Origin of the sequence: Bacillus sp. TH25 (genome assembly GCF_016650935.1) — a bacterium.
Taxonomy (GTDB): domain Bacteria; phylum Bacillota; class Bacilli; order Bacillales; family Bacillaceae_G; genus Bacillus_A; species Bacillus_A mycoides.
The window spans coordinates 442217-454657 of the sequence record NZ_JAEKEU010000037.1 but is presented as its reverse complement, the minus strand read 5'-3'; the positions used below and the strand labels follow the sequence as shown (position 1 = coordinate 454657).

At 36.5% G+C, this 12441-nt stretch carries 12 protein-coding genes; 9 read left to right on the top strand and 3 right to left on the bottom strand.

Going from position 1 to position 12441, the window contains the following annotated elements; genetic code table 11:
- Positions 1–212 precede the first annotated feature (212 nt).
- From JFT89_RS21270 to JFT89_RS21240, 7 genes are all read left to right on the top strand, one after another.
- Entirely contained in the window at positions 213–1088 is an 876-nt protein-coding gene (locus JFT89_RS21270; protein WP_088291666.1) for a cytochrome aa3 quinol oxidase subunit II, read from the top strand.
- 33 nt (positions 1089–1121) lie between these two features.
- On the top strand, positions 1122–3056 hold the full coding sequence (gene qoxB, locus JFT89_RS21265) for a cytochrome aa3 quinol oxidase subunit I (RefSeq protein WP_002063826.1): 1935 nt from the start codon (positions 1122–1124) through the stop codon (positions 3054–3056).
- Positions 3057–3069: 13 nt separating this feature from the next.
- Positions 3070–3672: a cytochrome aa3 quinol oxidase subunit III gene (gene qoxC, locus JFT89_RS21260; protein ID WP_002010602.1), complete on the top strand. Its 603-nt coding sequence runs from the start codon at positions 3070–3072 to the stop codon at positions 3670–3672.
- Entirely contained in the window at positions 3673–3984 is a 312-nt protein-coding gene (gene qoxD / locus JFT89_RS21255; RefSeq protein ID WP_002063824.1) for a cytochrome aa3 quinol oxidase subunit IV, read from the top strand.
- Positions 3985–4357: 373 nt separating this feature from the next.
- A complete protein-coding gene (locus tag JFT89_RS21250; RefSeq protein ID WP_016097250.1) occupies positions 4358–6187 on the top strand; it encodes a monovalent cation:proton antiporter family protein in 1830 nt (609 codons plus the stop codon).
- A gap of 18 nt (positions 6188–6205) precedes the next feature.
- Complete coding sequence (locus JFT89_RS21245) at positions 6206–6496, top strand: DUF4022 family protein (protein WP_002090894.1); 291 nt, start codon at positions 6206–6208, stop codon at positions 6494–6496.
- Between the two features lie 14 nt (positions 6497–6510).
- Positions 6511–6948, top strand: coding sequence for a GNAT family N-acetyltransferase (locus tag JFT89_RS21240; protein WP_016097249.1), 438 nt, complete (start codon positions 6511–6513; stop codon positions 6946–6948).
- Between the two features lie 33 nt (positions 6949–6981).
- Here the strand turns inward: JFT89_RS21240 and JFT89_RS21235 are convergent, their stop codons facing one another.
- From JFT89_RS21235 to JFT89_RS21225, 3 genes are all read right to left on the bottom strand, one after another.
- A complete protein-coding gene (locus JFT89_RS21235; RefSeq protein ID WP_016097248.1) occupies positions 6982–7416 on the bottom strand; it encodes a hypothetical protein in 435 nt (144 codons plus the stop codon).
- 4 nt (positions 7417–7420) lie between these two features.
- Complete coding sequence (locus JFT89_RS21230) at positions 7421–7621, bottom strand: helix-turn-helix transcriptional regulator (protein ID WP_000301182.1); 201 nt, start codon at positions 7619–7621, stop codon at positions 7421–7423.
- A gap of 139 nt (positions 7622–7760) precedes the next feature.
- Positions 7761–9053, bottom strand: a complete 1293-nt coding sequence (locus JFT89_RS21225) for an NCS2 family permease (RefSeq protein WP_002029772.1) — start codon at positions 9051–9053, stop codon at positions 7761–7763.
- Positions 9054–9318: 265 nt separating this feature from the next.
- Here JFT89_RS21225 and JFT89_RS21220 point away from each other — a divergent pair, with 265 nt between their 5' ends.
- Both JFT89_RS21220 and JFT89_RS21215 read left to right on the top strand, forming a co-directional pair.
- On the top strand, positions 9319–10710 hold the full coding sequence (locus tag JFT89_RS21220) for an amino acid permease (protein ID WP_016097247.1): 1392 nt from the start codon (positions 9319–9321) through the stop codon (positions 10708–10710).
- Positions 10711–10891: 181 nt separating this feature from the next.
- Positions 10892–12439: a hypothetical protein gene (locus tag JFT89_RS21215; protein WP_016097246.1), complete on the top strand. Its 1548-nt coding sequence runs from the start codon at positions 10892–10894 to the stop codon at positions 12437–12439.
- Positions 12440–12441 lie beyond the last annotated feature (2 nt).

Below are 12441 nucleotides of genomic sequence, written 5' to 3'. Positions count from 1 at the left end.
AACTTTATTTATCTTAAAATTCCCACAATCACGTTTTTATCTGGAAAATAGTTTACAATGTTATCAAGTTACAAATGATATTCACCTTAAAAAGTGTGCATTTGTGTCTATTTTTTAACAATATGACAAAAACTATTGCCTTCTATAAATTAATAGGTTTATATTGTTTTATTGGCATAGTTTCAATCCAAGGAGAAAGGAGATTTTCAATCGTGCAACTAAAGAAAACGTTTTGGAAGTTGGCTTCGCTTCTTCCGTTATCATTACTTCTGTTCCTCGGTGGCTGTGATAAAAAACTCGCAGTATTAAATCCGCAAGGACCTGTTGCAAAGGCACAGTATGATTTAATTGTTTGGTCATTCTTGCTTATGTCATTAATTATCGCAATTGTATTCATCTTGTTTACAGTCATCTTGATTCGTTATCGTGAAAAACCAGAGAATATGGACTATGAGCCACCTGATCAACATGGTAACACATTATTAGAAATCATTTGGACGGTTATTCCTGTTATTATCGTTATCGCATTATCGATTCCAACAGTTAAGGCAACTTATGCTTCGGAAGAGGTTCCGCAAGAGTCCAAACATATTAAACCAGTTGAAATTTATGTTACATCTGCGAACTGGAAATGGTTATTTAGTTACCCGGAGGAAAAAATTGAAACCGTTAACTATTTAAACATCCCAGCTGGTGTACCAATTCAATTTAAGCTTACTTCTGTAGGTCCAATGAATGCATTCTGGGTTCCAGAACTTGGTGGTATGAAGTACACTATGGATGGCATGATTATGGATTTATATTTACAAGCTGATAAGCCTGGTTCTTACCTAGGCCGTAGTTCGAACTTCTCTGGTGAAGGGTTCACTCATATGGAGTTCGAAGTTGAAGCAAAAACAAAAGAAAAGTATGACAAGTGGGTAAAAGAAGTACAAGAAACTGCTCCTAAACTAACAGAAAATAAGTACAACGAAATTGTTAAACCTGGTGTAGTTGGTCGTATGACATTCTCTAGTCATCACTTAAGTTATGTAGATCCAAAATCACTTGAATATTGTGATTACAACTACTACAAAAACAAAAAATAATAGCTATTATTCCAACAGATTGGAGTGAACACAGTGAAGCTTGATGAATTTTTTGTCACAGGTGACCCGATTATTTACGGAGCTGACGCTTCTATCGTTCTTGTGACATTAGCGATTCTTTTCGTACTAACAAAGTACAAAAAATGGAGATGGCTTTGGGATGAATGGTTGACAACTGTTGACCATAAAAAAATAGGGACCATGTATATTATCTCTGCCGTTATAATGTTATTCCGTGGTGGTATGGATGGTTTAATGATCCGTGCACAGTTAACATTCCCAGAAACAACTTATTTAAACGCTGAACACTATAACGGAATCTTTACAACACATGGTACAGTAATGATTCTTTTCATGGCAATGCCATTCGTTATGGGATTAATGAACCTTGTAGTACCATTACAAATTGGTGCTCGTGACGTTGCATATCCGTTCTTAAATGCTTTAAGTTTCTGGTTATTCTTTGTCGGAGCAATGTTATTCAACATCGCTTTCGTAATCGGTGGTTCTCCAGACGCTGGGTGGACTTCTTACTTCCCAATGGCAGGTACAGAGTTTACTTCTGGTGTAGGAAATAACTACTACGCAATTGCATTACAGATTTCAGGTCTCGGTACGTTAATGACAGGTATTAACTTCCTAGTTACTATTTTAAAAATGCGTACACCTGGCATGAAATTAATGAGAATGCCAATGTTTACTTGGTCAATCTTAATTACAACAATTATCATTATTTTCGCTTTCCCAGTATTAACAGTTGCTCTTGCATTAATGACATTTGACCGTCTATTCGATGCTCACTTCTTTACGATGGCGAGCGGCGGTATGCCGATGTTATGGGCCAACCTATTCTGGGTATGGGGTCACCCTGAAGTATATATCGTTATTTTACCGGCATTCGGTATTTTCTCTGAAATCATTAGTACATTCTCACGTAAACGTCTATTCGGTTACAGTGCGATGGTGTACTCGATGGTTGCAATTTCTTTACTAAGTTTCGTCGTATGGCTTCATCACTTCTTCACGATGGGTGCAGGTCCAGCGGTTAACTCATTCTTCTCGATTTCGACAATGGCGATTTCGATTCCAACCGGTGTTAAGATCTTTAACTGGTTGTTTACACTGTATAAAGGACGTATTCGTTTTACAGTTCCAATGCTTTGGTCATTGGCATTTATTCCAAACTTCGTAGTTGGTGGAGTTACAGGGGTTATGCTTGGAATGGCAGCAGCTGATTATCAATACCATAACAGCTACTTCCTAATTGCTCACTTCCACTACGTATTAATCGCAGGTACAGTATTCGCTATGCTTGCTGGATTCACATACTGGTATCCAAAAATGACAGGTCATATGTTAAATGAACGCCTAGGTAAATGGACATTCTGGATCTTTATGAGCGGATTTAACATCTGTTTCTTCCCAATGTACTTCTTAGGTTTAGACGGTATGACTCGTCGTATGTACACTTACTCTGAAAGTCTTGGATGGGGCTGGCTAAACCAAATCGCATCTGTTGGTGCTGTAATGATGGCTATTGGCTTCCTAATCCTTTGCTATAACGTAATTTGGAGTGCACGTCACGGTGAGCGTGACACAACTGGAGATCCATGGGACGGCCGTACACTTGAATGGGCAACTCAATCTCCTGTACAACATTACAACTTCGCGAAACTTCCTGAAATTAAAGAAGCTGATGCTTTCTGGTTCATGAAAAAACGTGGAGAAACAATTACACCAACAGCAGATGAATTAAAACCAATTCACATGCCAAGTAATTCTGGTGTGCCTATTATTGCGTCTTTATTCTTCGGTCTTGCAGGTTTTGCATTAGTATTTAGCTGGTTCTGGATTGCAGCAATCGGTGGTATTGGTATTTTAGGTTGCTTAATCTATCGTTCATTCGATTATGATGATGGCTACTACGTAAGCGTTGATGAAATTAAAGAAACAGAACATATAGCATGAGAGGTGAAATGACATGGCGGCTTTAGATAAAAGCTTACCTTTGGAATATCAATCCGAGCAAAGCAGGTTGAATATCCTAGGATTCTGGATTTTTCTTGGGGCTGAAATTATGCTGTTCGCAACACTTTTCGCCTCTTATCTAGTCCTTGCTGGTCGTACGGCAGATGGCCCAACACCAGCGCAACTGTTTGAACTTAAAACGCTTTTAATTCAAACACTACTACTTTTAACAAGTAGTTTCACATGTGGTATCGCAATTCATGAAATGCGTAAACACAATCAAAAAGGAATGTTAGCCTGGTTTATACTAACTTTACTTTTAGGTGCAGGTTTCCTATTCTTCGAGATCGAAGAGTTCATTATGTACATTGGTGAAGGTGCAACGATTCAAACAAGTGCTTTCTTATCGGCATTCTTCGTTCTTCTTGGAACGCATGGTGCCCACGTAACAGGTGGTATCATCTGGGCAACTTGTGTTATTATCCAAATTTTAAAACGAGGTTTAACACCAGTTACAGCTCGTAAAGTATTTATTATCAGCTTATACTGGCATTTCCTTGATCTTGTTTGGGTCTTTATTTACACACTAGTTTACTTGAACGGGATGGTGGCGTAAATGGGTCAAAATAACAACCAAGCAAACGGACATGGGCATAGCGGATTCCCATGGTCACACGTTTTCGGATTTATTTTATCGCTTGCACTAACGTTTCTAGCTTTATACGTGGCACTTTATACAACCCTGCCACTTTCAACGATATTAACAACTATTATCATAATGGCTGTTGCGCAAGCTTTATTACAATTAATTATGTTCATGCATTTAAAAGAAGGAGAAGGAAGAATTCAAATTCTTACAATGATATACAGTTTCTTCGTTGCAGCTGCAACAGTTGGTCTTACTGTATGGATCTTCTTCTCAATGTAATTTGCATGAAAAGACTGCTGGGATTCCTCAGCAGTCTTTTTTTATCCCGCATTAACGAGCAGTAAGACCCCCACATCAAAATTCAGCGGAAGCAAAGAAGTTAGGTGGGGGTCCGGGCTGCCCGTAAAAGCCCGATTGGTGAAGGCTAATAATCAGTGGGTGATGAACAAAACCCCCACTGATTAAAGTTTCACTTTATCCCCTCCCCTATTACATCTACATTACGGAATTAACAACAAAATCATGCAAAATATACTTATTATGACAAATGTTAAGAAAACTCTTTCTTTATGAAATCGAAACCATATCCGTTGCTTTTCTTCCTATTATATGGCTAAATAGTTACTATATTTATTTGAAGGGAGAGAACGCAATGGAACATCATTCTTCTGTTCTATCACTTATGGTTGTCGTCGCAATCGCGTTTTTCGTTCCCCTTTTGTTACAGCGCTTTAAATTAAAAGCACTTCCTGTCGTTGTTGCAGAAATTATCGCAGGAATCTTTGTAGGTAAAAGTGGATTTAACATCATTGAGCCAGATATGTGGCTTCAAGTCTTATCAACACTAGGGTTTATCTTCCTAATGTTTTTAAGTGGTTTAGAAATTGACTTTTCGATCTTTAAACAAAAAGGGAAAAAGAATACGACAAACGAACCGAACACATTCCAAGCAGCAAGCATTATCTTCTTGTTTATTTTCATTTTATCTTATGCCCTATCATTACTATTCGTATGGCTAGGATTCGTAGACAATGCAATGTTCATGACTTTAATTATTTCAACTATTTCTTTAGGTGTTGTCGTACCAACATTGAAAGAAAATAACTTAGGAAAAACCGCAATCGGGCAAATCATTTTATTAGTCGCTGTTATTGCAGACTTAGTTACAATGATTTTACTCGCTGTATTCGTCGGATTAAATTCCGAAAGTGGCCAAAGCATGTGGCTTCTACTTCTTCTATTCGGTGCTGGTATTATAATTTACTTTGTCGCAAGACGTTTTAAAAATATTCCATACCTAGAAAGCTTAAAAGCCGGTAGTGTACAAATTGATACACGAGCTGTTTTTGCACTCATCTTAATATTAGTTGGATTATCTGAATCTGTTGGAGCAGAAAATATTTTGGGAGCCTTTTTAGCAGGTGTACTCGTATCTTTATTATCACCAAATGAAGATATGGTTGAAAAACTTGATTCCATCGGATATGGCTTCTTCATTCCTATTTTCTTCGTAATGGTTGGTGTAAATCTAGAAGTATGGTCTATTTTTAACGAGCCTTCTAGTATGCTAATGATCCCAATTCTAATTGTGGGACTCTTTATTTCAAAACTGTTGCCATCACTCGTCTTACGAAAATGGTACCCACGCAATATCGTACTCGGAAGTGCTATTTTGTTAACATCAACACTTTCTTTAGTTATTGCGGCTGCACAAATCGGTGAAAAGCTAGGCATCATTAGCCCAAGTTTATCAGCATCTCTTATTTTAAGTGCGGTTATTACTTGTATTTTTGCACCTATATTATTTAAAAAGATGTTTCCAAAAGTGGAAACGCCAAAACCGAAAGTATCTATTATTGGTGCAAGCAGAATTACCCTTCCGTTATCACTTGATTTAAAACGTGAAGATTATAACGTAACACTATATATGATACGTCAAAATAAAATAAATGATGAAGAAGCGAAATCTCATGACTTCCCTATTGTAAAATTAGATGAGATTACTATTCAATCTTTAATGGGGCAAAAAGCTTTCGAAGCAGACCGTGTTGTTGTTGCGACAAGTGATGATGAACAAAACTTATTATTAGCAGAACACGCAAAAGAATTAGGTGTTGAACACGTCATTGCAAGTGTAGAAGATCCCCTTCTACAAGAAAAAGCGACTCAAGAACATATCGCTGTATTCTCGACTATTAACTCTACACGTATTTTATTACGTGCACTTATTGATAAACCGAGTCTCGTTCGCTTGATTACAACAGCAAATGAAACGGTGCGTGAGGTTGAACTACGAAGTAATAAATATAACGGCTTAGCACTTCGTCGCCTTCCGTTTCTAGGTGATGTACTTGTCATTCAAATTTACCGTGGTAATAAAGCATTAATACCACATGGTGATACGAAGTTACAGCATGGCGATACTTTACTTGTAACGGGTTCAAAAGAACATATTGATACAATGAAAAACATATTAGAATAGAAAATGCCCCTCACATAAATGAGGGGCATTTTTTCAATTTCATATGGTAAAATGTTACTATCACATATTATGGGGATGAATCACATTATGTCTATTTCAACTTTAGCTCTCTTATTATTAGCAGAAGTACTCGTCGCCATTATTCTCATCGGTATTAGCATTGAAATTTGTAGTTATGGATGGAAAAAATCGAATGGAATTAAGTACTTTTGTCTCTTAATTTCACTCCTTCTCGGAACAGCTAGCATACTAGGACTTCTCGTTGCACCCGCATATTTCTTCTTACAACTTATAGAAAAAGGCTTATAAGAAAGGGCGATATTATGATTACAGTGAAACATATTGATGCATCTGAAACATACTTATTACGTCAAAAGGTTTTGCGTCCCAATCAATCATTAGAAGATTGTAAATACGATTCAGATTACGAAACAGACGCCTTTCATTTAGGTGCATTTTTATATGATGAACTTGTTAGTATCGCCTCTTTCTCTAAAGAAATACATCCTGATTTACAAGCTGGTACCCACTATCGTCTACGAGGAATGACAACATTACCTAATTTCCGAAACCAGCATGCTGGCAGCTCCTTAATCCGTAAAGCTGAACAATTCCTCCAAGAACGCGAAGCAAATATTCTATGGTGTAATGCCCGAATTACCGTAGCGGATTATTACAAACGATTAGACTTCCATGAGCATGGTGAAATCTTCGAGATTGATCCAATAGGACTACATAAAGTAATGTATAAAGAAATATAAGAAAAGCTTTCTGCATATTGCAGAAAGCTTTTCTTATATTTCATTTTCACTTTTTATTTTTTTCATATATATGTATATAAACAAACTAGGAATTAAAAAACAAGCAAACATAATAAGTCCTGTTATACCAATTTCCTTTATCGAAATATCCGGTGTTACAATGATACAAATAGCTAACAGTCCAATAACAATCCCTACTGGAATTAATAATAGTTTCATGAAATAACTACGAGATACTCCCCCTGTATGCTCATACACTTCCACCGAATTTTTTAAGTTTAAAAAGTTAATAACTATTATCCCGCCCATAAATACCATTAATAAATCCGAAACACTTTCATACCCTGCCCCTTGCAAGACGTAACGGTAAAAAACAATGCCTAGTATGACGACATTTTGTAAGATGAAAGCCAATCTAATATGTTTTAATCCCTCAATCATTAAACGTTCATCTTTCACGATTTTCACCCTATCACTCCTTTTCCTCCCAAAACAAATCATTCAATGTTTTATCTACTGCATAACAAATTTTCAAACATAAATCTAAAGATGGATTGTATTTCCCCTTCTCAATTAAACTAATTGTTTGCCTTGTGACGCCTACTTTTTCTGCTAATTGTTGTTGTGTTAAATCTAACTGAACACGTGCGACTTTTATTTTACTTACAGCCATTCATGTTCCTCCTCTGCCTTTATTGTAACATATATATTCCATTAAGTAATTTATATTTTACGTAATTAATTTGTTTTTTTCACTTTATTATACACAAAAAAGGAGCCTCTCATAAGAAGCCCCCTTTCCTATCTCTATACTATAAGAATAAATGACATCCAAATAAAATTGTAAATAAATATAGTAACGGATGTACTTCCATCCCTTTCCCCTTCACAATTTTTAATACTGGATACACTAAAAATCCAATTGCAATTCCATTTGCAATACTAGACGTTAACGGAATACCAACGAAAATTAAAAATGCTGGTAATGCATCTTCAAATTCATTCCAATTAATATCACGAATGCTTTGTGCCATTAAACTACCTACAATAATTAATGAAGGAGCTGTAATAGCAGCTACACTTGATAAAGACGCGATAACAGGGCTGAAAAATGCCGTTATAATCGTTAGACCAACAACTACAATACCTGTTAATCCAGTTTTACCACCTGCAGCAATACCAGCTGACGATTCAATCGTTGCTGCTGTTGGGCTTGTTCCGAAGATAGAACCTGTCGTTCCGCCAATCGCATCTGCAATAAACGCTTTGCCAAAACGTTTCTCTGTATTATCTGTAATTAAACCAGCTTGTTTAATTAAACCGAGTAATGCACCTGTCGTATCAAATAAAAGTACAAGTAAAAATGAAAATACAACACCATATAATCCATACTGAATTACATCTGAAAAAGCATTGATTGGATTTGAAACGATAATACCCTCTGGTAAATGAGGCATCGCTACAATTTTATCCTCAAACTTCAGTTGCCCCGTAAAGAAGGCGATAATTCCTGTCACAATCATACTAATAAATAATGCACCACTCACACGTAATACCATTAATACTGCCGCTAAAATTAAACCAATTAAAGTTAAAATAACGGCTGGAGAATGAAAATCACCAATCGTAACTAAGTTAGAAGGATGATCCACGATAATTCCAGATAGACGTAATCCAATAAAAGCAATAAATAGTCCAATTCCACCTGCAATTGCATGTTTTAAACTGTCAGGAATTGCGATAATTAGCTTTTGCCTAAATGAAGTGAAAGATAATAAAAGAAAAATGATACCCGTTACAAATACTGCCGAAAACGCAATGACATACGTAATCCCCTCTGCCTGTTGAACGACAGAATAAGCAAAATATGCATTCATCCCCATAGCTGGAGCAATAACAATTGGATAGTTAGCTAAAAACGCCATACATAGCGTCCCAATAACTGTCGCAATAATAGTTGCCGTAAACGCTTGATCAAATGGTACACCTGCATCAGATAATATTTTCGGATTGATGACAAGAATATACGCAAATGTAAAAAAAGTTGTGATGCCCGCTAAAAGCTCTTGCTTCACAGAAGTGTTATATTTTTGTAATTGAAACATGGCTATGTACCCTTCCTACACCTGAATTATTATCACACATTCTTTTCTTACTAGTATGTGAGAAAATATAATACTTAATCTTAACAATCAATAAAAAGAAGAGTCAATATATTCTCTAATAGTGAGAATTTTAAGTTTAAGTCTGACAAGTTCAGATGTAGTACAGTTCATTTTGATTATTTTTGTAGCATAACAGATAGAAATGTTTTATAATTTGAAATAGTTAAATATTTAGGTAGCTCATTCTACAAGGGGGATTCTTCTTATGCAGCACACAAACAAATCTGGAACTTTAAATCGAGGTTTAAAAGAACGACATATTACTTTAATGTCACTCGGTTCGGCTATTGGCGTTGGGCTATTTTTAGGATCTGCTTCTGCTATTAAACTAGCTGGTCCTTCCATCTTACTAGGTTATATGATCGCTGGACTCGTTATTTTTTTCATTATGCGAGCGCTCGGAGAAATGGCAATTGAACAACCGGTTGCCGGCTCTTTTAGTAAATATGCTAATGATTATATCGGCCCACTTGCTGGCTATATTACTGGTTGGAACTACTGGTTCTTATGGGTTGTTACTTGTATGGCTGAAATTACGGCGGCTGGAATTTACATGCAGTACTGGTTCCCAGATATCCCGCGCTGGACTTGGGCACTACTCGCTCTATTATTAATGAGCGCTTTCAACTTCTTATCAGTAAAAGTATTTGGAGAACTTGAGTTTTGGTTTGCTCTCATTAAAATTGTCACAATTATCTGTATGATAGTGATTGGCTTTGGTATTATTCTATTCGGATTTGGAAATGGCGGCGTTGCAACTGGTATTTCAAATCTTTGGGAACATGGGGGCTGGTTCCCAAATGGCTTCTCTGGATTATTGCTTTCCTTACAAATGGTATTATTCGCTTATTTAGGCGTTGAACTAATTGGTGTTACAGCTGGTGAAGCTCAAAACCCGAAGAAAACACTCGCAAAAGCTATCGATAACGTATTTTGGAGAATCCTAATCTTTTACGTCGGGGCATTATTCGTTATGATGGCAATTTATCCATGGAACGAACTTGGCGAGAAAGGAAGTCCATTCGTATTAACATTCCAACAAATCGGCATTGCAAAAGCAGCAGGTATTATTAACTTTGTTGTATTAACAGCTGCACTTTCTTCTTGTAACGGTGGTTTATTTAGTACAGGGCGTATGCTATTTACACTAGCACAACAAAAGAAAGCACCTGAACGATTTGGACGTTTAAATAAAAATGGCATTCCAAGTCAAGGTATTATAGCAACTGCGATTGTTTTACTCGTTGGCGTTATATTAAACTATCTCGTTCCTGCAAAAGTGTTTACATGGCTAACTAGTATTTCAACTTTCGGGGCAATTTGGACTTGGGGTATAATATTAGTCGCTCAAATTAAATTCCGTAAAGGATTACCAACTGAGAAAAAAGACAAGCTAACGTATAAAATGCCTTTACATCCATTAAGCTCTTACTTCTCACTTGGCTTCCTTGCACTTGTACTATGTATAATGGCGTATTCAGAAGATACACGAATTGCATTAATCGTTGGCCCAATTTGGCTTATTGGCTTAGCTATCGTGTATTACATGAAAGGATTTCATAAGATTGATGAAACACCTAATTCAAAGATTAGTTAAACAAGCTATCCCTTCCTTATTAATTGGAAGGGATTTTTTATTGTCTATATAAATATTTCTCAACAAAATTCACGGTATTTTTACAATTTTTTAATATTTTTTACGTTTTCTGTCTTTATTTTTTCAGAAAAATAAATTACATTATTAAAGCACATATATTTATTATTAGGGGGATTCTTCTATGAAGAATAAAAAATGGATTACATTTTCTTTAGCAACAGCAATTACACTTAGTATGGGGAGTTCGTTCATACCGTCTACTTATGCCGAAAGCTCTGTAGACCCAGCTCCTGAAATTGCTGCAAAGGTTGTAAATCAAAACAATGGGAAGAAAGTATTATTTGATAATACGCACGGTCAAACGGCCGGGACAGCTGATTGGGTTATTGATGGCGGTTTTTCTGATTTCGGAAACGGCATTGCCCAAAACGGATATCATGTAAAAGAACTTCGTAAATCAGCACCTATTACATACGAAGATTTAAAAAACTACAATGTGTTTATCGTTCCAGAAGCTAATATTCCTTACAAAAAATCTGAACAGGATGCAATGTTACAATACGTGAAAAATGGCGGCAGTATCTTCTTCATTGCCGATCATTATAATGCAGATCGTAATAAAAACCGTTGGGACTCTTCCGAAGTATTCAATGGATATAGACGCGGTGCTTGGGATAATCCAGCAAAAGGAATGTCAAACGAGGAAGCAAATTCACAAGCTATGCAAGGAGTCGAAAGCTCTGATTGGCTATCCAATAATTTCGGTATTCGCTTCCGCTATAACGCACTTGGTGATGTTTCAGCTAAAAATATTGTTTCACCTGAACAATCATTCGGAATTACAGAAGGTGTATCATCTGTAGCCATGCATGCCGGCTCTACTCTTGCAATTACAAATCCAAAACTAGCGAAAGGCCTTGTATATCTTCCAGAAAATCCATCAAAATGGAATAACGCTGTTGATAGCGGCGTTTATAACGGTGGTGGCGTTGCAGAGGGACCTTATGCTGCTATTTCGAAAGTTGGCCTTGGAAAAGCAGCCTTTATTGGTGATTCTTCTCCTGTTGAAGATGCCTCGCCAAAATATGTTCGTGAAGATTCAGGTCAATCAAAGAAAACTTATGATGGTTATAAAGAAGAAAACGATGCTGTTCTATTAGAAAACATAGTGAATTGGTTAGCGAAGCAAGAAACATTTACAAGCTTAGATCAAGTAAGTGGTTTACAGCTTGATGCACCTACAGCTCTACAAACATTTGAACAACCAAGTTTATCAACAGAGCCACAACCAGAACCTTGGAGTGCACCAAGTCAAGGTTACCAGTGGTTCAATACAAATACTTTCAAACCAGGTTCATACGGCTATAACGGTGCAGTGACAACGAGTGATTACGTAATTACTCACCCTAGCATTCTACCAAACAATGAAGTGTTCCAAATGACGATTCAAGTAAATAACTTATTACCAAATACAACGTACAATAATTATTCTTTAGGTATTTTCACAACTGGCGGAACACAAGTAGCAAAAGTTCAAAATACAAATGGTACTTGGCCATCTTCTTTCGGATATAGCAGTACATTCTCTTTCATAACAAATAGCCAAGGATCTGCTGAAAAAATTGTGAACGTACAACTTGATCCAAATACAACTGGACAAGCAACACTTCGTCTACGTCAAAACACAACAGCGAAATATAGTGAAACTGTAACGATTGGTAAGAAGTAAAG

What these genes read in the sequence shown, in the direction of transcription:
- qoxC (WP_002010602.1), top strand. Translation starts at nt 3,070, where the DNA reads ATGGCGGCTTTAGATAAAAGCTTACCTTTGGAATATCAATCCGAGCAA.
- qoxD (WP_002063824.1), top strand. Translation starts at nt 3,673, where the DNA reads ATGGGTCAAAATAACAACCAAGCAAACGGACATGGGCATAGCGGATTC.
- JFT89_RS21250 (WP_016097250.1), top strand. Translation starts at nt 4,358, where the DNA reads ATGGAACATCATTCTTCTGTTCTATCACTTATGGTTGTCGTCGCAATC.
- JFT89_RS21245 (WP_002090894.1), top strand. Translation starts at nt 6,206, where the DNA reads ATGAGGGGCATTTTTTCAATTTCATATGGTAAAATGTTACTATCACAT.
- JFT89_RS21240 (WP_016097249.1), top strand. Translation starts at nt 6,511, where the DNA reads ATGATTACAGTGAAACATATTGATGCATCTGAAACATACTTATTACGT.
- JFT89_RS21230 (WP_000301182.1), bottom strand. Translation starts at nt 7,621, where the DNA reads ATGGCTGTAAGTAAAATAAAAGTCGCACGTGTTCAGTTAGATTTAACA.
- JFT89_RS21225 (WP_002029772.1), bottom strand. Translation starts at nt 9,053, where the DNA reads ATGTTTCAATTACAAAAATATAACACTTCTGTGAAGCAAGAGCTTTTA.
- JFT89_RS21220 (WP_016097247.1), top strand. Translation starts at nt 9,319, where the DNA reads ATGCAGCACACAAACAAATCTGGAACTTTAAATCGAGGTTTAAAAGAA.
- JFT89_RS21215 (WP_016097246.1), top strand. Translation starts at nt 10,892, where the DNA reads ATGAAGAATAAAAAATGGATTACATTTTCTTTAGCAACAGCAATTACA.